Below are 21,556 nucleotides of genomic sequence, written 5' to 3' on the forward strand. Positions count from 1 at the left end.
CCGGCGGTGGCGGGCATGGGGTGAGCCCTCAGGGCCGGTGCCTGATGTTACCGACCCCACCACGTGGCGCAGTCCACCTCTCGCCGAGCGTGAAACGGATCACCCATTAGAGGGAAGCTTCAGGCGAAAACCGTTTCGGTGAGCCAGGCCGCATCGAACTCTCCCGCGGCCACGATCACGGCCGGCCCGGTCATCTCGATCCGGCCGTCGGGGTGTTCCGTGATGACGAGCGTTCCGCCCGGGAGGTCGACGGTGTAAGTGGCCGGTTCGCCGGTGGCGGCCGGGTCCACGCCCTCGCGGCGGATGGCGGCCACGGCGACGGCGCAGGCACCGGTGCCGCAGGATCGGGTCTCGCCGGAGCCGCGCTCGTGGACGCGCATGGCGACGTGCCGGGGGCCGCGGTCGACGACGAACTCGACGTTGACTCCCGTCGGGTAGGCGGACGCCGGGCTGAAGTCGGGGGCGTCGTACAGCTTCCCGGCGTCGTCGAGGCTTTCAACGAACGCCACCGCGTGCGGGTTCCCCATGTTGACGTTCCGCGCGGGCCAGCTCTTGGCGCCGACGGCGACGGTGACCTCCCCCTCCGGGAGTTCGGCGCGGCCCATGGAGACCGTGACGTCGCCCGCCTTGTCGAGGTGGACGCGCTTGACGCCGCCCCGGGTGGCGACGGCGAGGTCGCCCGCCTCGACGTGGCCGGCGTGCTGGAGGTAGCGGGCGAAGACGCGTACGCCGTTGCCGCACATCTCGGCGATGGAGCCGTCGCTGTTGCGGTAGTCCATGAACCACTCCGCCTCGTCGGCCAGGTGGGCCGCCTCGGGGTGCGCGGCGGACCGGACGACGTGCAGGACGCCGTCCGCACCGATCCCGGCCCGCCGGTCGCACAGCTTCGCGACGGCGGCCGCCGGCAGCTCGATGGCGTTGTCCGGGTCCGGGACGATCACGAAGTCGTTCTCGGTGCCGTGGCCCTTGAGGAAGGGGAGGGTGGTCTGCGTCACGGGCCCATCGTACCGATCCCCTGGTCAGGGGTGCGGGGCTGTCCGAGGGGCGGTCGGCGGGCGGCTGCCGGACGGCCTAGCGGAGCCGGGCCACCCGGTACACGGCGAGCGCTACGACGGCCAGCGCGACCGCGGCGTACAGCGCGGCCATGCGCCAGTCGGGGCGGCGGCCGCTCCCGCGGGCCGGGAGCCCGGGCCAGCTGTAGCCGACGCGGCGGGCGGCCATCATCCCCCAGCCGCCGGCGCAGCAGCTGATGAGGAACCCGAGCATGGCGACCACGGCTCCGCCGTCGCCGAACTCGAAGGCGAGCGGGAAGGCGAACATGAGCGAACCGGCGGCGGCCAGCACCGCGATGGGGATGATCTGCCACACGCGCAGGCGCCGCTGGGGGCGCAGCTCGACCTCGACCTCGGGTCCGGCGGCGGCCTCGGCCTCCGTGGAATCCGGGGTGTCCGGGCCGTCGGGGGTCAGCCGCGCGGGGCCCGAGGGCAGCCCGAGGGCGCCGGGGACGTCCGGGCCGTCGGACCGCTGCGGTCCGCCGGGTCCGGCCGGCGGGTCGAGAAGCGTCGGGTCCGCTTCCCGCCGGGTGTCGTCCCGCCCGGTGTCACGAGGGCCGGCCTCCATCGCCACGCGCCCTCCCCACTCGGATTCAGTACGCCGCCATTCACTGCGGGTGACGCACCCGCTGGAGTTTGATGATGGCACGCCCCCAGGCCCCGGACGGGCCCGCGGGGCGTCCCGATGCCATCACGTGATCAGGCTGTGACCGCTCGTTCGACCAACGACTGCGCGAGTCCGGTGAGTTCCCCGCGGTCGGCGACGGCCCCGCTGAGCCAGTGGACGCGCGGGTCGCGCCGGAACCAGGAGTCCTGGCGGCGGGCGAAGCGCTTGGTCGCCCGGACGGTCTCGGCCCTGGCCTCGTCCTCGGTGCACTCGCCGGCCAGCGCGGCGAGCACCTGCTGGTAGCCGAGCGCCCTGGAGGCGGTGATTCCGTCACGCAGTCCGCGGGCCTCCAGCTCGCGGACCTCGTCCACGAGTCCGGCTTCCCACATCCGGTCCACGCGCAGCGCGATCCGCTCGTCGAGCTCCGGCCTGGCCACGTCGACGCCGATCTGGACGGTGTCGTAGACGGACTCGTGGCCGGGGAGGTTGGCGGTGAAGGGGCGGCCGGTGATCTCGATGACCTCCAGCGCGCGCACGATCCGGCGGCCGTTGCTGGGCAGGATCGCGGCGGCGGCGGCCGGGTCGGCGGCGGCGAGGCGGACGTGCAGGGCGCCGGAGCCGCCCAGGGCGAGCTCGGCCTCCAGCCGGGCGCGGACCTCGGGGTCGGTGCCGGGGAACTCCATGACGTCCAGGGCGCCCCTGACGTAGAGGCCGGAGCCGCCGACGAGGACCGGGGTGCGGCCCTCGGCGAGCAGTTTGTCGATCTCGGCGCGGGCCAGGCGCTGGTACTCGGCCACGTTGGCCGTGTCGGTGACGTCCCAGATGTCGAGGAGGTGGTGCGGGACCCCGCCGCGTTCCTCGGTCGTCAGCTTGGCGGTACCGATGTCCATCCCCCGGTACAGCTGCATGGAGTCGGCGTTGACGACCTCGCCGTCGAAATGGCGGGCCAGGGCGACGCCCAGGTCGGACTTTCCGGCCGCGGTGGGACCGACGACGGCGATGACCCGCTGGGCGGGGGCTGCTTTCCTCACCGCCCCAGTCTCTCAGCCCCTGGTCAAGACGCGGCCATGTACCCGATCGGGGGACGTGACGGCGTGGGGGCGGGGTCGTTGCCCTGACGTGGTTCAGCCCGGCGGAGGCGCCTGCGGAGGCGCTGGCAGAGGCCCTTGCCGAGGCCTGATCGGCCAAGGCGGAACTTCACTCACACGAGTAACGTTATAGGAGGAGAAATGGGCGTTTTTGATCGGCTTTTCCGCCGTAAGGGCGCGGTCGTGACCGAGGAGGTCGCCGCCGAAGCCGCGACGGCGGAGTCCGGTGCGGCCGAGGAGACCGAGGAGACCGAGGCCGGGGCGGCTGCAGCGGAGGCCCCGGCGGCGGAAGCCGTGGAGATCCCCAAGCAGCAGTCGGCCGAACCGGCCGTGGACAGCGAGGCCGGCGAGGGCGCCCGTACGTAGCGATCGCCAATGGAAGGTGACCCATGGGCCTGCTGGACAATCTGAAGGCCAAGCTCGCGCCGGCGAAGGAGAAGGTCGGCGACCTCGCCCAGCGGAACGAAGGCAAGATCACCGGGAGTCTGGACAAGATGGCCAGGGCCGTGGACGCCAAGACCCATGGCAAGTACAGCGACCGGATCACGAGCGGGACGGGCAAGGCGAAGGACGCCCTGGGCAAGATCGCGCACAAGGACGCTCCCGGCGGCGGGCCGAAGCCGCCGACGGCTTCCTGACGCGGTAGCGGAAAGGGGCGCGGCACCGGCGTACGGCCGGTCCCGCGCCCCTTCCTCGTCTGCGCGGCGCCCTGCGCGTTTCAGGACCAGGCGGCGACGAAGTAGCCGACGCCGTACGGCGCGTCCTCGTACAGCAGCCGGCCGTCGAGGCCCGCGCCCTCGGCGGCGCCGGCCAGCACCTGCCAGGGGGCCCGGCCGGCGGCCTGGAGTTCGGCGGCGAGCGCGGGGTCCAGCGCGGCGAGCGCGGCGACGTCGGCGGCGGCGAGCGCGCGGCCGGCGGCCGCGTCGAAGGCGGCGGCCCGCTCGTCGAGGTAGCCGGGCGCCTTCAGGGTCCGCTTGGCACTGCCGTCACCCATCACGAGCAGGGCGACCCGCTCGTGCCGTGCGGCGAGTTCCCGGCCGGCCTGCAGGCAGTGCGCGGTGTCGTCCAGCGGCTCCGCGATCCCGAACCCCTCGACGGGGGCGGCGCCCCACCGCGCGTGGTCCAGCAGCCAGGCGCCGACGGCGAGCGGGGCCGGCAGCATGCGCGGCCCCTCGTCGCCCTCGCCCAGCTGTACGTCGGCCTCGACCCCGAATCCGCGGAAGCTGCCGCGGGCGCCCTGCGGGTAGGGCCCGCCGTGGTCCCGGTCGGCGGCTCCGACGACGACGAGCAGGTCGGGCCGGGACGCGGCGAGCACCGCCAGCGCGTCGGAGCAGGCGGTACGGGCGTCGCCGAGTTCGGCGGCGGCCCCCGCGGCGACCTCCGGCACGAGAAGCGGCGGGGCGGGGCAGACGGCAGCGGCTACGAGCATGATCCGCAGCCTAGCGCCAAGCGCGCTCCGGGCCGGGGGTGTGCGGGTGCCGGTGCCGCTCGCGCGGGGGCCGTGCGAGTGTGGCGCGGGTGCCGGTTCAGGACCCGGGGCTCCGCCCCGGAGCCCGCGCCTCGAACGCCGGCGGGGCTGGGACTGCCCTCAGCCCTGCGGGGCCGCGCAGCCCGACGTTGCCGCGGGGAGGGGGGCCGGAACGCCCAGGGTCGGGATGCCCAGCATCACGCCCGCCGGCTGGGCCGGGGCGGCGTTGCGCTTCTCCCACGCGTCGCCGGCACGGGTGCGGCGTACGGCCGTGGTCGGGCCCTCGGCCAGCAGGTGGTGCGGGGCCGCGTAGGTGATGTCCACGGTGACCACGTCACCCGGGCGGACCTCCGCCTCCGGCTTCGTGAAGTGCACCAGGCGGTTGTCGGCGGCGCGGCCGGACAGGCGGTGCGTCGCGCCGTCCTTGCGGCCCTCGCCCTCCGCGACCATGACCTCGAGGGTGCGGCCGACCTGCTTCTTGTTCTCCTCCCAGGAGATCTCCTCCTGGAGGGCGACCAGGCGCATGTAGCGGTCCTGCACGACCTCCTTGGGGATCTGCCCCTCCATCTCGGCCGCCGGGGTGCCGGGGCGCTTGGAGTACTGGAAGGTGAAGGCGCTGGCGAAGCGGGCCTCGCGGACCACGTGCATCGTCTGCTGGAAGTCCTCCTCCGTCTCGCCGGGGAAGCCCACGATGATGTCGGTGGAGATCGCGGCGTGCGGGATGGAGGCGCGGACCTTCTCGATGATCCCGAGGAAACGCTCCTGCCGGTAGGACCGGCGCATCGCCCGCAGGATCGGGTCCGAGCCGGACTGCAGCGGCATGTGCAGCTGCGGCATCACGTTCGGGGTCTCGGCCATGGCGGCGATGACGTCGTCGGTGAAGTCCTTCGGGTGCGGGGAGGTGAAGCGGACCCGCTCCAGGCCCTCGATCTCGCCGCAGGCGCGCAGCAGCTTGCTGAAGGCCTCGCGGTCACCGAGGTCGGAACCGTACGCGTTCACGTTCTGGCCGAGCAGGGTGATCTCGGAGACGCCCTCGCCGACCAGGGCCTCCACCTCCGCGAGGATGTCGCCGGGGCGGCGGTCCTCCTCCTTGCCGCGCAGCGCCGGGACGATGCAGAAGGTGCAGGTGTTGTTGCAGCCGACGGAGATCGAGACCCAGGCGGCGTAGGCGGACTCGCGGCGGGTCGGGAGCGCGGAGGGGAACGCCTCCAGCGACTCGGCGATCTCGACCTGCGCCTCTTCCTGGATGCGGGCGCGCTCCAGCAGCACGGGCAGCTTGCCGATGTTGTGCGTACCGAAGACGACGTCGACCCAGGGGGCCTTCTTGACGATGGTCTCGCGGTCCTTCTGGGCGAGGCAGCCGCCGACGGCGATCTGCATGCCGGGGCGCTTCGTCTTCATCGGCGCCAGCCGGCCGAGGTTGCCGTAGAGCTTGTTGTCGGCGTTCTCGCGGACCGCGCAGGTGTTGAAGACGACGACGTCGGCATCGCCGTCGGAGCCCTCGGGCGCCCGGACGTACCCGGCGTCCTCCAGCAGACCGGAGAGCCGCTCCGAGTCGTGCACGTTCATCTGGCACCCGTAGGTGCGCACCTCGTAGCTTCGCTTCACGTCCACTGCCTGGCTCCGGTCGCTGCTGGTCATGCAACAAGGGTAGGCGGTGCCGGAGAGCCCTCCGGTCCGCCGTGGGGCGGGGCCGGCGCCCGGCCGCGGAGCCGGGTCGCGGAGCCGCAGGCCGGGGCGGGTGGGACGGCCGGGGCGTGACAGGGCGGCAGGGGGGTGGCAGGATCGCCGGCATGCCTCTCGTACCGCCCCGGATCAGCAGGCGCCACGCCCTGCGGGCCCTGGTGGCCGTACTTGCCGTGCTCGGGGTCCTCGTGTGGTGGCTGCGGCCCTTCGGAGAGCCCGAGCTCAAGGGCGAGCTGACCCTCAGCACCGGTGTCCGGACCGGCGTCTACCACCTCTACGGGGAACTGCTGGAGCAGGCCCTGAAGCGGGACATGCCCGGGGTGAAGGTGCGGCTGGAGCCCAGCGAGGGCTCGCAGCAGAACCTCCAGCGGGTGGCCGCCGGTGAGGCGGACTTCACGGTGGCGACGGCCGACGCGGTCGCCAAGTACCAGCTCGACGGGAAGCCCGGCGCGGCCTACCTGCGCGGGTGCGCCCGCCTCTACGACGACTACGTGCAGCTGGTGGTGCCGGCCGGCTCGCCGGTGCAGTCGGCACGGGACCTGCGGGGCAAGCGGGTCGCGGTCGGCCAGCCCGGTTCCGGGGTGCGGCTGATATCGGAGCGGCTGCTGGCAGCGGCCAAGCTGAACCCGGCGCGCGACGTCACCGCCGTGTCCATCGGCATCGACACCATGCCGGCCGAGCTGGAGGCCGGGCGGATCGACGCGTTCTTCTGGTCGGGCGGCCTGCCGACCAACGCGGTGCGCGAGCTGTCAGAGCGCTTCGAGATCCGGCTCGTACAGCTCGGCGACCTCGTGGAGCAGCTGCAGGGCAGCGGAAGCCCGGCGCGCTACTACCGGGCGGCGGTGATGCCGCAGGACGCGTACACGCGGGCGCGGAACACCAGCTCGGTGGCGACCCTGGCGGTGCCGAACCTGCTGGTCACCACCGAGGGCATGGACCCCGAGCTGACGGAGCAGTTCACCCGGACCGTGATCCTCAGCCGTGACCGCATCGGGCACGAGGTGCACGCGGCGCAGCTGGTGGACCTCCGGACGGCCATCTACACCGATCCGCTGGACCTGCACGAGGGCGCGCGCCGGTACTACCGGTCCGTGAAGCCCTAGCTCCGGGCTCAGGGCTCCGGGTTCCGGGCTCAGGACGGCAGCAGCATCGTCGCCGCCGCGGCCGCGCCGATCAGCCCCGCGTGGGTGCCGAGGGCGGCCGGGACCACCTCGAGGTCCTGGACGAAGGACAGGGCCGCGTACGAGGCCAGATGCCGCCGGATCGGCTCGAACAGGGTGTCCCCGCTGGCGGCGACCCCGCCGCCGACGACCGCGATGTCCGTCTCGACCAGCGTGGCCGTGGCCGCGATCGCGGCGGCCAGGGCGCGGCCCGCACGGTCGAAGGCCGCCAGCGCGACCGGGTCTCCGGCCCGGGCGGCGACGGCCACTCCCGCGGCGGAGGCGTCCTCGGCCGGGGTCCAGCCCTGTGCCAGCGCCCAGCGGGCGATGGCCGTGCCGGAGGCGATGGATTCCACGCAGCCGTGACCGCCGCAGGCGCACGGCTCTCCGTCGAAGGCCACGCTGATGTGGCCGATGTGGCCCGCGTTGCCCGTGGGGCCGGGGTGGAGCTGGTTGTTCAGGATGAGGCCGCCGCCCACGCCCGTGGAGACGACCATGCACAGCGCGTTCGGGTGCCCCTGGGCGGCGCCCAGCCAGTGTTCGGCGGCTGTCATGGCCACGCCGTCCCCGGCGAGCACCGTCGGCAGCCCGGCCCCGCGCGCCGCGAGCTCCGCCTCGACCCGGGCCTGCACGGGGAACTGGCGCCAGGCGCCGATGTTGACCGGGCTGACCGTGCCCCGCGAGGTGTCCACGGGGCCGGCGCTGCCGATCCCGCAGCGGACCGCCGTGGGCCACAGCGGCGACTCCGACAGCTCCGCGACGACCTCGGTCACGGCCGCCATGACCGCCTCCGCGTCGGTCCCGCGCGGGGTCGGGCGGCGGGTCGTGGCCGTCATGGTGCCGTCGGGGTGCACGAGCGCCCCTGCGATCTTCGTACCGCCGATGTCGATGGCCACCGTCAGGCCAGCGGCCGCCGCGGCGGCTCGCGGTGCGGGGAACGGGGCGGTGGGGATGATCACTGTGGCGGCTCCAGGAAGGGGTCAGGATTCAGTATGCGCCGGACGGCGGCGCCGTACTCCCGCGCGGCTCTGCCCACGGGCGCCCTCCCGTCCGGGCCCGGGGCGGCCCGGACGCGGCGGGCACGGTGCGTACGGCGAGGAGAGCCTCCCCGCGGGCCGCCCCTGCACACCCGGACCGGACGGCTCAGCCGCCGTGCGGTTCGGTGCGCGGGACGCTGACCGTCACCCGCAGCCCGTGCGGCGGGTTCGTCTCGTACGCGAGGGATCCGCCGCCGGCGGCGAGCAGCGCGCGGGAGATGGACAGCCCGAGCCCGGAGCCCTTCACGTTCTGGTGGCGGCCGCTGCGCCAGAACCGGTCGCCGACGCGGAGCAGCTCCTCCTCGGTGAGGCCCGGCCCGCGGTCGGCGACGACCACCCGGACGAAGCTCCCGGCCGCGGCGACCGACACCTCGACCTCCTCGTCCGCGGGCGTGAACTTCAGGGCGTTGTCGATGACGGCGTCGAGGGCGCTGGACAGGGCGACGGGGTCCGCCCAGCCGGTGACGGCGCTGAGGCCCGTGCCGGTGAGCCGGACGCCCTTCTCCTCCGCGTACGGGCGCCACGCCGTCACCCGTTCGGCCGTGAGCGCGCCGACGTCGGTGAGGCTGATCTCGGCGGAGGCGTGCTCGGCCAGCGCCAGGTCCAGCAGGTCGTCCAGCACCCGGGTCAGGCGCTTGCCCTCGGTGCGCACGGAGGCGATCTCCTCGTTGCCCTCGGGCAGTTCGAGGGCGAGCAGCTCGATCCGCAGGAGCAGCGCCGCGAGGGGGTTGCGCAGCTGGTGGGAGGCGTCGGCGACGAACGCCCGCTGCTGCTCCAGCACCTCTTCGACGTTGTCCGCCATCTCGTTGAACGAGTGGGCCAGGCGCTGGAGTTCCGGAGGTCCGCCGGCGGCCGCGACCCTGGACTGCATGCGGCCGGTGGCGATGCCGTGGGCGGCCGCGTCGAGGGTCCGTACGGGCTTGAGCACCCAGCTGGTGAGCCTCAGGGCCGCGCCGAAGGCGAGCAGCATGGCGGCGGCGAGCCCGGCCGCGATGAGCAGCCAGCCCCGCAGGATCCGGCCGCGCATCTGGTCGGTGGGTGATTCGGTGGCGACGACGGCGACCACGTCGCCGTCGAGGACGACCGGGGAGGCGACGAGCAGCTTCCCGTGGGTCTGCCAGGGCCACACCTGCGGCGGGTCGTGGCTGCGCCGCCCGGCCAGCGCCTCGTCGAAGGCCTTCCGGCCCTCGCCGGTCTCGGGGAGCTGCCACCAGCCGGGGGCCCGGACCATGGCGTTGTCGTCGCGGTAGAAGATGCCGACCCGGATGCCGTAGAGCTCCTGGTAGCGGGCCAGTTCGAGCTGGAGGGTCTCGCGCCGCTCGTCGGCGCCGGTGGCCCGGGAGCCCTCGGCGTCGATGACGAACTGGGCGAGGGCCGCGAAGCGGGCGCTGTCGTCGATGCGGTCGACGACGACCCGCTGCTGCTGCGCGGCGGCCAGGCTCACGGCCAGCGGCAGGCCGAGGGCGAGCAGTACGCCCGCCATGAGGATGACGAGCAGGGGGAGGAGTCTGGCGCGCACGGAGCGTTACCCGTCAGGGGGCGGCCGGGGCGACGAGCCGGTAGCCCACCCCGCGGACGGTCTCGATGAGTGCGGGCATGCGCAGCTTCGAGCGCAGCGAGGCCACGTGGACCTCCAGGGTGCGCCCGGTCCCCTCCCAGCTGGTGCGCCACACCTCGCTGATGATCTGCTCGCGGCGGAAGACGACCCCGGGCCGCTGGGCGAGCAGGGCCAGCAGGTCGAACTCCTTGCGGGTGAGCGGTACGTCCGCGCCGTCCACGCTGACCCGGCGGGTGGGCAGCTCGATGCTGACGGGTCCGAGGCGGACCAGTCCGGGGGTGCCGCTGCCGGCGGTCTCCTCGGCGGCACCGGTGCCGGTGCGCCGGGCCACGGCGTGGATGCGGGCGAGGAGTTCACCGGTGTCGTACGGCTTGACCACGTAGTCGTCGGCCCCCATGTTCAGGCCGTGGATGCGGGAGCGCACGTCGGCCCGCGCGGTGACCATGATGACGGGCGTGGAGGTGCGCTTGCGGATCTTGCCGCAGACCTCGTAGCCGTCCTGGTCCGGCAGTCCGAGGTCGAGCAGCACGACGCCGAACGGCGGGGCTCCCGCGGGCAGCAGCGCCTGCAGCGCCTCCTCGCCGTTGCGGGCGTGGGTGACCTTGAAGCCGTGCCGGGCGAGGATCGCGGACAGGGCGGCGGCGACGTGATCGTCGTCTTCGACGAGCAGCAGTCTCATGTCGTCCCCCTCTCCTTCTCTCGATCTTCACTTTCCGTAATGGCCACCCTGCATCCCATGCGGATGCGGAGGTCCGCGTCAAGGGGGTTCCGCCCCGGCGCGCCTTCCGTTATCCACCCGGTACGAGCACACCGGCGGCCACGCCGGTACGACACACGGAGCGTATTCGGGCGAGGCCGGATCGTTATGCTCAATTCTCCCTCAGATGTGATGACGGTGTGCGCGCGACGTCACTACTGTCCTCCCAACCGAGGAGGACGGAGCAAGAAGCCGATGAGCGGAGTATCAGTGGCCAAGGACGTGCAGGACGCGGTCGGCGCCGCGGACGACCTGGTCGTACTGAGCAACGTCAACAAGCACTTCGGCGCGCTGCACGTGCTTCAGGACATCGATCTGAGCATTGCCCGCGGTGAGGTCGTCGTGGTGATCGGTCCTTCGGGATCGGGCAAGTCCACGCTGTGCCGGACCATCAACCGCCTGGAGACGATCGACTCCGGCACCATCACGCTCGACGGCAAGGAACTGCCCTCGGAGGGCAAGGAGCTGGCCCGGCTGCGCGCCGATGTCGGCATGGTCTTCCAGTCGTTCAACCTGTTCGCGCACAAGACGGTGCTGCAGAACGTGATGCTCGGTCAGATGAAGGTCCGCAAGACCAAGGCGGACGCGGCCGAGAAGAAGGCCCGTGAGCTGCTGGACCGCGTGGGTGTCGGCTCGCAGGCCGACAAGTTCCCGGCGCAGCTGTCGGGTGGTCAGCAGCAGCGCGTGGCGATCGCCCGGGCCCTGGCCATGGAGCCGAAGGTGATGCTCTTCGACGAGCCGACCTCTGCGCTCGACCCGGAGATGATCAACGAGGTGCTGGAGGCCATGCAGCAGCTCGCCCGGGAGGGGATGACGATGGTCGTCGTCACGCACGAGATGGGCTTCGCCCGCTCCGCGGCCAACCGGGTCGTCTTCATGGCGGACGGAAAGATCATCGAAGAGGCCGCGCCCGAGCAGTTCTTCAGCAACCCGCGCAGCGACCGGGCCAAGGACTTCCTGTCCAAGATCCTGCACCACTGAGGGTCTTCTCTGGTAGGCATCCCTAGGCGGATCCCTGCCGGAACAGATCCTGACCGGCCGTCATGCGCCGTTCGCGTCGCTCGTCGTTCAACAACGTCTCATCCGAGGGAAGTTCACATGAAGATTTCCAAGGCCGTTGCGGCCGCGGCCGCAGCCGTCGCTCTCGCCCTGACCGCGACCGCCTGTGGCGGCGGCAGCGACAAGGCCGCCAGTGACGGCGGGGCGTCCGGTGGCGCCAAGAAGGACAAGATCGTCATCGGCATCAAGTTCGACCAGCCGGGCATGGGCCTCAAGACGCCCGACGGCAAGTTCTCGGGCTTCGACGTCGACGTGGCCAAGTACGTGGCCAAGGAGCTCGGCTACGAGCCCGACCAGATCGAGTTCAAGCAGGCCGTCAGCGCCGAGCGCGAGAACCTGATCTCCAACGGTGACGTGAAGCTGGTCGTCGCGACCTACACGATCAACGACAAGCGCAAGGCGAAGGTCGACTTCGCCGGCCCGTACTTCCTGGCCCACCAGGACCTGCTGGTCCGCGCCGACGACACCTCGATCACCAAGGCCGAGGACCTCAACAAGAAGAAGCTCTGCTCGGTCACCGGCTCGACCTCCGCGCAGAACGTCAAGACCAAGCTGGCCCCCGAGGCCGACCTGCAGGAGTTCCCCGGCTACTCCGAGTGCCTCACCGGCCTGGAGAACAAGGCCGTGGACGCGCTGACCACGGACGACTCGATCCTGGCCGGCTACGCCTCGCAGGAGAAGAACAAGGGCAAGTTCAAGCTGACCGGTCTGAAGCTCAGCAACGAGCCCTACGGCATCGGCCTGAAGAAGGGCGACACCGAGCTCCAGACCAAGGTCAACGCCGCCCTCAAGAAGATGGTCGCGGACGGCGCCTGGCAGAAGGCCGTGGACGCCAACCTCGGCCCGGCCGGCTACAAGGCCGAGCCTGCCCCGCAGATCACCGAAGGCAGCTGATTCACCGGTGAGGAGCGTCGCCGCCCGCCTGTCACGGGCGGCGGCGCACCTCGCCGGCCATCCTGGGGAGAGCGCAGGGCAACGTGTTCGATTTTCTTGAATCCGGGCAGTACGACGTGCTCGGAGCCTTCTGGGTGACGGTTCAGCTCACCCTCTACTCGGCCGTCGGGTCCCTGATCTGGGGCGTGATGCTGGCCGGCATGCGGGTCAGCCCGGTCCCGCTGATGCGGGCGTTCGGCACCGCGTACGTCAACACCGTGCGCAACACGCCGCTGACCCTGCTGGTCCTCGGCTGCTCGCTGGGCCTGAGCCAGACCCTGGGCATCAACCTGGGCGGCGACACCTTCAAGGAGACCGGCTTCCGCCTCGCGGTCCTGGGCCTGATCGCCTACACCGGCACGTTCGTCTGCGAGGCGCTGCGCTCGGGCATCAACACCGTGCCCGTGGGCCAGGCCGAGGCCGCCCGCGCGCTGGGGCTGAGCTTCTTCCAGGTGCTCACGCTGATCGTGCTCCCCCAGGCGTTCCGGGCGGTCGTCGGACCGCTCGCCAACGCACTGATCGCCCTCACCAAGAACACCACCGTGGCGGCGACCATCGGCGTGGCCGAAGCGGCGCTGCTGATGAAGGAAATGCTGGAGAACGAGGCGCAGGCGATCTTCGCGGTCTTCGCTGTCTTCGCCTTCGGCTTCGTCGTGCTGACCCTGCCCACCGGCCTGCTGCTGGGCTGGGTGGCCAAGCGAGTGGCGGTGAAGCGATGAGCTCCGTTCTGTACGACACCCCCGGCCCCAAGGCCAAGGTCCGCAACTGGATCTACACCGCCGTCTTCGTGGTGATCGTCGGGCTGGTCCTGTGGTGGGCCCTGAGCCTGATGGCCGAGAAGGGCCAGCTCGACGCCGACAAGTGGAGCCCGTTCGTCACCGACAGCGCGATCTGGACGACGTTCCTGCTGCCCGGCCTCGGTGAGACCCTCAAGGCCGGCCTGATCGCCATGGTGATCGCGCTGCCGCTCGGCGCGCTCCTCGGCATCGCCCGGCTCTCCGACCACGCGTGGGTGCGGGTCCCGGTCGGAACGGTCGTGGAGTTCTTCCGCGCCATCCCGGTCCTGATCCTGATGATCTTCAGCTCCGCGCTGTACGTCATGCTCGGCACCGTCAGCTCCGAGCTGCGCCCCCTGTACGCGGTGGTCACCGGCCTTGTCCTGTACAACGCCGCGGTCATCGCCGAGATCGTCCGGGCCGGCATCCTGTCGCTGCCGCGCGGCCAGACCGACGCGGCCAAGGCGATCGGCATGCGCAAGGGCCAGACCATGATGTACGTGCTGGTCCCGCAGGCCGTCACGGCGATGCTGCCCGCGCTGGTCAGCCAGCTCGTGGTGATCCTCAAGGACACGGCGCTCGGCGGCGCGTTCCTGGGCTTCGCCGACCTGATGTCGATGAACCGGCAGATCTCCGCGAACTACAGCAACACCATCGCGACCATGGTCGTGATCGCCCTGATCTACATCGCGGTGAACTTCACCCTGACCACGCTGGCCTCGTGGCTGGAGAAGCGGCTGCGGCAGTCGAAGAAGGGCACGGGCGCCGTGGTCGAGGCCGACGTGGCCGAGGTCGACGCCGGCGGCGCGGCGGGTGTGGGCAAGGCCCCCTGACACCCGGTCAGTACACTGGCGTGACACATGTGGTGCGGCGGGAGTCATCCGCCGCACCACACGGCGTTGTCCCGACCTGTGTCACTTGACGCAGGCACCTCCAGTGGGTTGCATACGTTCTGTGATCACATACCGGACACCGGGAGCCACATCATGGACCCGGTGATCGTCGTCGGCGCGGGCCCCGTCGGGCTGTCCCTGGCCCTCGCCCTGGCGGGCCAGGGCGTGCCCTCCGTCGTACTCGACGAGGGCCCCGGCAAGGACGAGATCCGCCCCGCCCGCACCGTCGTCCTGCACGCGGACACGGCCGCCATGGCGCACCGGCTGGGCTGTACGACGCTGCGCGACGAAGGCGCGTACTACGCCGCCTGGCGCACCGTGCGCCGCGGCCGGCCCGCCCAGCGGGTCACCTTCGAGGAGCACCCGGCGCCCCTGCACGTGCCTCAGCACGCCCTCACGCGGGGACTGCGCGACTCCGCCGCCGCGCACCCGCTCGTCCAGGTGGTCACCGACAGCAAGCTGGACTCCCTGGAGCAGGACGAACGGGGGATCACCGCGCACACCCGGGGTGCCGAAACCACGTGGTGGCGCGGGAGTTACCTGGTCGGCTGCGACGGCGCCCGCTCCACCGTCCGCAAGCTCCTCGGCATCCGCTTCCCGGGCCGCACCGCCGTGGAACGGCACGCCGTGGCCGCGCTGCGCACCGAACTGCCCTGGCCCGGCGAGGCCTTGCTGCACCGCAACCCGCCCTCCGGCCCCGCCGAGGTCACCTCACGGCCGCTCGCCGACGGGGTGTGGCGGCTGGACTGGCTGCTCCCGGCCCGCGGCGAGCTCGTCACCCCCGACGCACTGGTGACCCTGATCCGGGACACCCTCGCGCTGTGGTGCGGGGGCACGACTCCCCCGTACGAACTCCTCGACACCGGCGTCCACACCCTGCACCACCGCCTCGCCCGGCGCTGGCGCGACGGCCGCTCCTTCCTCGCCGGGGACGCCGCGCACCTGCTGGGCGCCCTCGGCACCCAGGGCGTCGAGGAGGGGCTGCGGGACGCGGAGAACCTGGCCTGGAAGCTGTCGCTGGCCTGGCACCAGGGCGCCTCCGAGGAACTCCTCGACAGCTACGAGGGCGAGCGGCGCACCGCGGTCGCAGCCCGGCTGCGCGCCGCCGACCAGGCGATGCCCACCCTGCGGGCGGGGGGCGCCCTGCGCACCTACCTGCCCGGGGCCGCGCGTTCCGCCGAGACCCTGCTCACCGACGGCCACCTGGGGCGGGGGCCCCTGGGCGCGGAGCCGACGTACGCGCCGCCGATGGCCGTACGGGAGGTCCCGACGGCCACGGAGCCGGGGGGCCCGGTGGCCAACGTCCCGGTGACCGCGCCCGACGGCTCGACGGTGCCGCTGCGCGACCTGCTGGGGCAGGGCCGGCTGCTGGTGGTCCTGGTCGCTCCGGGCACCGGGGTCTGGGACCGCCGCCACTGGCTGGGCGCCGGGCTGATGCCCCGGCTCGCGGCGGCGGTGAGCGCCCTGCCGGTCCGTACCGACCTGCTGGTCGCGGACGGCTACCCGGGGGCGCCCGCGCACACCGTGCTCCTCGTACGGCCCGACGGGCACCTGGCCGCGACCTTCGCCGGGGTGCGCCCGGCGGAGCTGTACGAGGCGGCGGACGCGGTCCGGGCGGGTGCGCCCGCAGCGCGGGCGGGTGCACCGGCGCCGCGGCCGGCGCCTCCGACGGCTCCCGCCACAACACCGACATCCGTGATCGATTGACCGTTTCCGGCCGCGCGTGGTTCACTCGCGGAATGACCGGCAACGACGTACGCCTGTGGCGGAGGGTCCATATGGACCTGCTCCGCTATGCGGGCTGCGTGTGTCGCCCTTCCTGCTGATTCGCCCTCACACCCCTGCGCGCCCCGTGCCGTCCACCGGCCTGCGCGCACTTCCGCGAACCCAGGAACGGTCACCCTCCATGTCTGCACCCGCGTTCTCCCCTGCCCTCTCCGCGTCCCCTGCCGCCGCCGTCGCGGCCGGCCCCCCGGCCGCCGAGCTCCTCGCGTTCGCGCTGCGCACCGCGGCCGACCCCGATGTCGTCGCCGCGCTCCCCCTCGACCCCGAGGGCCGCACCTGGATCCGGCTGGACGGGCCGGGCGGCAGCGAGGCCTGGCTGATCGGCTGGCCTCCGGGCACCGGCACCGGCTGGCACGACCACGCCGAGTCGCGGGGCGCGTTCGCCACCGCGCGGGGCCGGCTGACCGAGCACTCGCTGTCCGTACGGCTCCCGTCGGAGGGCTGGCAGTCCCTCCACCTGGCCTCCGGCGTGGACCGCAGTCGGCAGCTGGGCGCGGGCGCCGGGCGCGCGTTCGGGGAGCACCACGTGCACGAGGTCCTCAACGAGTCCGCGACCGAGCACGCGATCTCGGTCCACGCGTACTACCCGCCGCTCCCGCTGATCCGCCGGTACAGCCGCAGCGGCCCGGTGCTGCACCTGGAGGACGTCGAGCGCCCGGCGGACTGGCAGTGAGCGCCCCGGTCGGCATCGACGAGCTGCTGGAGCGGGTCCGCTCGGGCTACACCCGCGTCGACGCGCAGGAGGCGTACGAGGCCTCCCGCGCGGGCGCCCTCCTCGTGGACATCCGCTACCAGGCGCTGCGCGAGCGCGACGGCCTGATCCCGGGGGCGCTGGTGGTGGAGCGCAACGAGCTGGAGTGGCGGCTGGACCCGCAGGGCAGCCACCGTGCGGCCGAGGCGACGGGCCACGACCTCCGGGTCGTCGTGATCTGCAACGAGGGCTACGCGTCCAGTCTCGCGGCGGCCTCCCTGCACGCGCTGGGCCTGCACCGCGCGACGGACCTGGCGGGCGGCTTCCAGGCCTGGCGCGCAGCGGGCCTCCCGGTGGCCCTTCCCTGACCGGCCGTTCGCGCCGGCTCGCCTCTGGCCCGCCGCCGGCCCGGTGGCCGGTGCTTCGGCGACAGGTGCGGGCGCAGGTGCGGGTGCGGGTGCGGGTGCCGCTGCGCGGGGCCTGTCCCCTACCCGCCCTTCCACCGTTCCCTGGGGCTCCGCCCGCGGGGGTCCGGGGGCGGAGCCCCCGGCGGCTATGCCTTGGCCGTGGCCACGTCCACCGGGCGGATCCGGAGTGCCACCCGCCCCGGGAGGGAAGTGGCCGCGAGGGCCAGCAGCCCGGCCACCCCCACCACCACCGCGTAGGCGACCGGCAGGACCGCCGGCGCGGCCACGCCCGTCATGCCCACGCTGAACGCGGTCAGCACGGCCAGCGCGATCCCCGACCCCAGCACCGCCCCGATCAGCAGCACGGACACGGCCTCCGCGCGCAGCATCCGCAGCACCTGCCGCCGCTTCGCCCCCGCGAGCCGCAGCATCGCGAACTCCCTCACCCGTTCGGCGGTGGACATCGCCAGGGTGTTGACCACCGCGATCGCGGTGAAGGCCAGCACCAGCCCCATCGCCAGCAGGTTGATCTCCGCTCCGGCGTCCTGCCGCTCGGCCCGTGCCGCGTCGGCGTCCGCCGCCGAGAGCAGTGCCACCCCCGGGTACGCCTTCACCGCCGCGGCGAGCCGCTCGCGCCCCGCACCCGACCCCGGTTCCGTCGCCACCAGCACGTTGCTCGCGAGCGGGTTGTCGACGTGCGCGGCGACCAGGCCGTGCGGCAGCGTCAGGTCTCCGAAGCCCAGCCCCCGCGCGTACACGGCGGCGACCTTCAGCGTGACCGGGGTCCCGTCGCCGAGCGTGAGCTTCAGCGGGCTGCCCGGCTTCAGGCCGAGCTGGTCGGCGGCGAGTGCGCTGACCGCCGCGTCGCCCTCGCCGAAGCCGGCCAGGCTGCCGCCGGTGACCTCGGGGTCCCAGGTCCGGGTCAGTCCGGCCGGGGTCACGCCCTGCGCGGCGTACTTCGCCAGACCCACCCGTACCGAGGTGTGCACGATCTCGGTGGCCGCCACGACCCCGGGCGTACGTCGGATCGTGTCGGCGGCCCCGGGAGTGACGCCCGGGCCCTGCGCCGCCAGCATCCACTCGGCCCGGATGCCCTCGCGGGCCTGCGTCCGGGCCGCGTCCCCGAGGGTCGGGGTGATGAAGAGCACGGTGCAGGTCATGCCGACCAGCAGGGCGAGCGGGGTGACGGCGGAGGCCATGCGGGTGGCGTTGCCGCGCAGGTTCGCGCCCGCCAGGTGGCCGCCCGCCCCGGTCAGCTTCAGCGGGCCGGAGAGCAGTGCCGTGGCACCTCGTACGAGCAGCGGCCCGAGCAGGGAGACCGCTCCGGCGAGGACCACGACGGCCAGGAAGGTCACCGGGGTCGAGGCCGGTTCGGTGCGCAGCGAGCCGAGTACGACGACCAGCACCGCGCCGCCGGCCAGCAGGAGCAGGCCGAAGGCGGTCCGGAGGCGGCGCGGCCGCCCCGTCTCGACGGCGGCTTCGGCGAGCGCTTCGGCGGGGCGGATCCGGGCGATGCGGCGGCCGGTGATCCGTGCGGCGGCCCAGGCGCCGAGCAGGCTCGCCGCGACGGCGGCGAACATCGGGAAGATTCCGGCGGTGCGCTCCAGGGAGGCGGGGACGACTCCGCTGTCGACGAACCTGCCGTACAGCCAGGCGGCGAGCGGCAGTCCGGCGAAGGCTCCGGCGATACCGGCGGCCAGGCCGACGAGCAGGGCCTCGCGTCCGATCAGCCGACGCAGCTGGCGGGGGGTGGCTGCGATGGCCCGCAGCAGGGCGAGTTCGCGGTAGCGCTGCTGGACGGAGAGGGCGAAGGTGCCGACGACGACGAGGATCGCGACGAGGAGCGAGGTGCCGCCCATCGCGCCGCCCATGGAGACCAGCTTGATGCGGGCCCCGGCGGCGTCGAGGAACTCCACGGGACCCCGTTCGTCCCCGGTGCTGACCTGTGCTCCGGTACCCCGCAGGGCCTGCTCGACCCGTCCGGCCAGCTCGGCTGCGTTCACACCGGGCGCGGGGAGGACCCCGATGGCGCTGATCTGTCCGGCTCGGGCGGCGAGCCGCTGGGCCTCGGTGTCGCCGAAGAAGAGCGCGCTCTGCTGTGCGAGGTCTCCGTGGGCGCCCTGCGCGACCCCGCTGACCTGGTACGTCTTCGGCTCGCCGGTCGACTGCACGGTCAGCTGCGAGCCGGTTCCCAGTCCTGCCCGGGCGGCGAGCGCCCGGTCGACGACCACCTCGCCGCCGTCCTGCGGCGCGCGGCCCTCCACGAGCGTGAAGGGGGTGAGTGCGGCGGAGGTCCAGGCGTGCCCGTACGAGGGCTTCGGCTCGCCGGGGGCCTTGACGAGCGGGACGGCCTGGAAGGTGAGCTCGGGCACGGCCCGCTCGACTCCGGGCACGGCGCGGACCGTGTCCAGGGTGCCGGCGGGGAGCCAGGCCCGCTCGGCGACGGGCTTCGCCTTGTGCTTCGTCTTCGTCTTGCCCTTCTTCTCCTTGACCGTGGTCTCGTGGACGTTCTGGTCGGCGGAGACGAGGACCGGCGTGGCCGCATAGCGCTCGGTGCCGATCTTTCCGCGGAGTCCCGTTTCCAGGAGGGTGCCGCAGGCGGTGACGAGGGCGGCCGCGCAGAGGAGCGCGACGAAGGCGCCGAGGAAACCGGCTTTGCGGTCCCTGATGGTCTGGAGGGCGTAACGCAGCATCATGCGGTCAACTCTGCCGACGGGCCCGCCTCCTGACATTGGCGTACCCCGGCGTCCGCACCCGGGGGTTACCCCCACCCCCGGCGCACCGGCTCACTCCCCCGGGTATCCGAGCTCGTCGGCGTCGTCGCCCTCCGCCTCCAGCGCGCGGCGGACCACCCGCAGGGCCATGCCCTCCGGGTATCCCTTGCGGGCGAGCATCCCGGCGAGACGCCGGATCCGCTTGTCGCGGTCCAGCCCCCGGGTGGCGCGGAGCTTGCGCTCCACGAGCTCCCGGGCGGTCTCCTCCTCCTGCTCGGAGTCCAGCTGCCCCAGCGCTTCCTCCACGAGGGTGGCGTGCACCCCCTTGGTACGGAGTTCCTGCGCGAGGGCCCGGCGGGCCAGGCCCCGGCCGCGGTGCCGGGACTCGACCCAGGCCCCGGCGAAGGCGGCGTCGTCGATCAGGCCCACCTCCTCGTACCGGGAGAGGACCTCCTGCGACACCTCCTCGGGGATGCCCCGCTTGTGCAGGGCGTCCGCGAGCTGGCGCCTGGTACGCGGGCTCCCGGTGAGCAGACGCAGGCAGATGGCCCGCGCCTGCTCCTCGGGGCTCTGGGGCGGCAGCTCCTGGCGGGCCTCACGGCCACCCCGGCTCCCGCCGCCCCTTTCCTGCTCCCGCACGGGTCAGCTCTTGGACGCGGCGGCCTTGGCCGTTGTCTTGGCCTTCGTCGCCGGCGCGGGCACGGCTGCCGAGGCGTCGGTCGGCTCCGCGGCCGGCTCGTCACCCGCGGCGGCGTCCTTGCGCACGCCGACGCCCAGCTTCTCCTTGATCTTCCGCTCGATCTCGTTGGCGAGGTCCGGGTTGTCCTTGAGGAAGTTGCGGGCGTTCTCCTTGCCCTGGCCGAGCTGGTCGCCCTCGTACGTGTACCAGGCGCCGGCCTTACGGATGAAGCCGTGCTCCACGCCCATGTCGATCAGGCCGCCCTCGCGGCTGATGCCCTGGCCGTAGAGGATGTCGAACTCGGCCTGCTTGAAGGGCGGCGCGACCTTGTTCTTCACGACCTTGCAGCGGGTGCGGTTACCGACCGCCTCCGTGCCGTCCTTCAGGGTCTCGATGCGGCGGATGTCGATGCGCACCGAAGCGTAGAACTTCAGCGCGCGACCACCGGTGGTGGTCTCCGGCGAGCCGAACATCACACCGATCTTCTCGCGGAGCTGGTTGATGAAGATCGCGGTGGTCTTGGACTGGTTGAGCGCACCGGTGATCTTCCGGAGCGCCTGGCTCATCAGGCGGGCCTGGAGACCCACGTGCGAGTCGCCCATCTCACCCTCGATCTCGGCGCGCGGCACGAGGGCCGCCACGGAGTCGATGACGATCAGGTCGAGGGCGCCGGAGCGGACGAGCATGTCCACGATCTCCAGCGCCTGCTCGCCGGTGTCCGGCTGCGACAGGATGAGGTTGTCGGTGTCGACGCCGAGGGCCTTCGCGTACTCGGGGTCGAGCGCGTGCTCGGCGTCCACGAAGGCTACGGTGCCGCCGGCCTTCTGCGCGTTGGCCACGGCGTGCAGGGTCAGGGTCGTCTTACCGGAGGACTCCGGGCCGTACACCTCGATGACGCGGCCGCGGGGCAGCCCGCCGACGCCGAGGGCGATGTCCAGCGCGGTCGACCCGGTGGGGATGACCTCGATGGGGTCGTTCGGCTTGTCGCCGAGGCGCATGACCGCACCCTTGCCGAATTGCCGTTCAATCTGTGCGAGCGCGGCGTCGAGAGCCTTCTCGCGGTCGGTGCCTGCCATGGGTTCCACCCGGTTTGCTTGAGTCGATCGCTTCACGCCATTGACGCTAATGCCTGCCACTGACAATGCGCCTCCACGACCGGTTCGGCTGTGGATAACCCATCAGAATGGATGTTCGATTTCCCTGTCA

The 21,556-nt window shown here is 72.8% G+C and carries 22 protein-coding genes; 11 read left to right on the top strand and 11 right to left on the bottom strand.

Translation table 11 applies throughout. From position 1 onward, the window contains the following. Positions 1-119: 119 nt before the first annotated feature. The 3 genes from dapF to miaA all read right to left on the bottom strand — a co-directional run bounded on the left by dapF (position 120) and on the right by miaA (position 2,690). Positions 120-995 carry a diaminopimelate epimerase gene (gene dapF, locus ACIGFK_RS31075; RefSeq protein ID WP_376660182.1) on the bottom strand — a complete coding sequence of 292 codons (876 nt, stop codon included), beginning with the start codon at positions 993-995 and terminating at the stop codon, positions 120-122. Positions 996-1,071: 76 nt separating this feature from the next. Beyond that, positions 1,072-1,626 carry a hypothetical protein gene (locus ACIGFK_RS31080; RefSeq protein ID WP_376660181.1) on the bottom strand — a complete coding sequence of 185 codons (555 nt, stop codon included), beginning with the start codon at positions 1,624-1,626 and terminating at the stop codon, positions 1,072-1,074. Between the two features lie 125 nt (positions 1,627-1,751). Continuing rightward, complete coding sequence (gene miaA / locus ACIGFK_RS31085; RefSeq protein WP_376660180.1) at positions 1,752-2,690, bottom strand: tRNA (adenosine(37)-N6)-dimethylallyltransferase MiaA; 939 nt, start codon at positions 2,688-2,690, stop codon at positions 1,752-1,754. A gap of 198 nt (positions 2,691-2,888) precedes the next feature. Here miaA and ACIGFK_RS31090 point away from each other — a divergent pair, with 198 nt between their 5' ends. Then, positions 2,889-3,113, top strand: coding sequence for a hypothetical protein (locus tag ACIGFK_RS31090; protein WP_386466351.1), 225 nt, complete (start codon positions 2,889-2,891; stop codon positions 3,111-3,113). A 23-nt stretch (positions 3,114-3,136) separates the two neighbouring features. Further along, positions 3,137-3,385: an antitoxin gene (locus tag ACIGFK_RS31095; RefSeq protein WP_376660178.1), complete on the top strand. Its 249-nt coding sequence runs from the start codon at positions 3,137-3,139 to the stop codon at positions 3,383-3,385. 80 nt (positions 3,386-3,465) lie between these two features. Here ACIGFK_RS31095 and ACIGFK_RS31100 read toward each other — a convergent pair whose 3' ends face one another. Beyond that, complete coding sequence (locus ACIGFK_RS31100; protein ID WP_386466354.1) at positions 3,466-4,176, bottom strand: hypothetical protein; 711 nt, start codon at positions 4,174-4,176, stop codon at positions 3,466-3,468. A 159-nt stretch (positions 4,177-4,335) separates the two neighbouring features. Beyond that, the gene (gene miaB / locus ACIGFK_RS31105; protein WP_400054498.1) at positions 4,336-5,856 is read right to left on the bottom strand and encodes a tRNA (N6-isopentenyl adenosine(37)-C2)-methylthiotransferase MiaB; all 1,521 of its coding nucleotides are present in this window, start codon (positions 5,854-5,856) and stop codon (positions 4,336-4,338) included. Positions 5,857-6,008: 152 nt separating this feature from the next. Here miaB and ACIGFK_RS31110 point away from each other — a divergent pair, with 152 nt between their 5' ends. Continuing rightward, a complete protein-coding gene (locus ACIGFK_RS31110) occupies positions 6,009-7,004 on the top strand; it encodes a TAXI family TRAP transporter solute-binding subunit (RefSeq protein WP_376660175.1) in 996 nt (331 codons plus the stop codon). A 29-nt stretch (positions 7,005-7,033) separates the two neighbouring features. On the opposite strand, the gene ACIGFK_RS31115 is transcribed toward ACIGFK_RS31110, so the two are convergent. The 3 genes from ACIGFK_RS31115 to ACIGFK_RS31125 form a co-directional block, all read right to left on the bottom strand. Next, positions 7,034-8,017: an ROK family protein gene (locus tag ACIGFK_RS31115; protein WP_376660187.1), complete on the bottom strand. Its 984-nt coding sequence runs from the start codon at positions 8,015-8,017 to the stop codon at positions 7,034-7,036. Positions 8,018-8,204: 187 nt separating this feature from the next. Next, a complete protein-coding gene (locus tag ACIGFK_RS31120; protein WP_376660174.1) occupies positions 8,205-9,617 on the bottom strand; it encodes an ATP-binding protein in 1,413 nt (470 codons plus the stop codon). A 13-nt stretch (positions 9,618-9,630) separates the two neighbouring features. Then, positions 9,631-10,335, bottom strand: coding sequence for a response regulator transcription factor (locus ACIGFK_RS31125; RefSeq protein WP_376660173.1), 705 nt, complete (start codon positions 10,333-10,335; stop codon positions 9,631-9,633). A 273-nt stretch (positions 10,336-10,608) separates the two neighbouring features. Here ACIGFK_RS31125 and ACIGFK_RS31130 point away from each other — a divergent pair, with 273 nt between their 5' ends. The 8 genes from ACIGFK_RS31130 to ACIGFK_RS31165 all read left to right on the top strand — a co-directional run bounded on the left by ACIGFK_RS31130 (position 10,609) and on the right by ACIGFK_RS31165 (position 16,918). Continuing rightward, positions 10,609-11,394: an amino acid ABC transporter ATP-binding protein gene (locus ACIGFK_RS31130; protein ID WP_376660172.1), complete on the top strand. Its 786-nt coding sequence runs from the start codon at positions 10,609-10,611 to the stop codon at positions 11,392-11,394. Between the two features lie 117 nt (positions 11,395-11,511). Further along, entirely contained in the window at positions 11,512-12,366 is an 855-nt protein-coding gene (locus ACIGFK_RS31135) for a glutamate ABC transporter substrate-binding protein (protein WP_386466361.1), read from the top strand. A gap of 83 nt (positions 12,367-12,449) precedes the next feature. Continuing rightward, positions 12,450-13,124, top strand: a complete 675-nt coding sequence (locus tag ACIGFK_RS31140; protein ID WP_400054501.1) for an amino acid ABC transporter permease — start codon at positions 12,450-12,452, stop codon at positions 13,122-13,124. Next, entirely contained in the window at positions 13,121-14,014 is an 894-nt protein-coding gene (locus ACIGFK_RS31145; RefSeq protein ID WP_386466365.1) for an amino acid ABC transporter permease, read from the top strand. Before ACIGFK_RS31140 ends, ACIGFK_RS31145 begins: the two co-directional genes overlap by 4 nt. Before the next feature lie 153 nt (positions 14,015-14,167). Beyond that, positions 14,168-15,781: an FAD-dependent monooxygenase gene (locus ACIGFK_RS31150; protein ID WP_376659182.1), complete on the top strand. Its 1,614-nt coding sequence runs from the start codon at positions 14,168-14,170 to the stop codon at positions 15,779-15,781. A 32-nt stretch (positions 15,782-15,813) separates the two neighbouring features. Then, complete coding sequence (locus tag ACIGFK_RS31155) at positions 15,814-15,900, top strand: putative leader peptide (RefSeq protein WP_311318651.1); 87 nt, start codon at positions 15,814-15,816, stop codon at positions 15,898-15,900. An 80-nt stretch (positions 15,901-15,980) separates the two neighbouring features. Then, a complete protein-coding gene (locus ACIGFK_RS31160) occupies positions 15,981-16,532 on the top strand; it encodes a cysteine dioxygenase (protein WP_386466367.1) in 552 nt (183 codons plus the stop codon). Beyond that, the gene (locus ACIGFK_RS31165; RefSeq protein WP_386466393.1) at positions 16,523-16,918 is read left to right on the top strand and encodes a rhodanese-like domain-containing protein; all 396 of its coding nucleotides are present in this window, start codon (positions 16,523-16,525) and stop codon (positions 16,916-16,918) included. Before ACIGFK_RS31160 ends, ACIGFK_RS31165 begins: the two co-directional genes overlap by 10 nt. 185 nt (positions 16,919-17,103) lie before the next feature. Here ACIGFK_RS31165 and ACIGFK_RS31170 read toward each other — a convergent pair whose 3' ends face one another. From ACIGFK_RS31170 to recA, 3 genes are all read right to left on the bottom strand, one after another. Further along, on the bottom strand, positions 17,104-19,653 hold the full coding sequence (locus tag ACIGFK_RS31170) for an FtsX-like permease family protein (protein WP_376659184.1): 2,550 nt from the start codon (positions 19,651-19,653) through the stop codon (positions 17,104-17,106). A 90-nt stretch (positions 19,654-19,743) separates the two neighbouring features. Then, positions 19,744-20,310: a recombination regulator RecX gene (gene recX / locus ACIGFK_RS31175; protein WP_376659185.1), complete on the bottom strand. Its 567-nt coding sequence runs from the start codon at positions 20,308-20,310 to the stop codon at positions 19,744-19,746. A 3-nt stretch (positions 20,311-20,313) separates the two neighbouring features. After that, positions 20,314-21,426 carry a recombinase RecA gene (gene recA / locus ACIGFK_RS31180; protein ID WP_376659186.1) on the bottom strand — a complete coding sequence of 371 codons (1,113 nt, stop codon included), beginning with the start codon at positions 21,424-21,426 and terminating at the stop codon, positions 20,314-20,316. Positions 21,427-21,556: the final 130 nt, after the last annotated feature.

The organism is Streptomyces sp. NPDC085524, assembly GCF_044541755.1.
GTDB lineage: Bacteria > Actinomycetota > Actinomycetes > Streptomycetales > Streptomycetaceae > Streptomyces.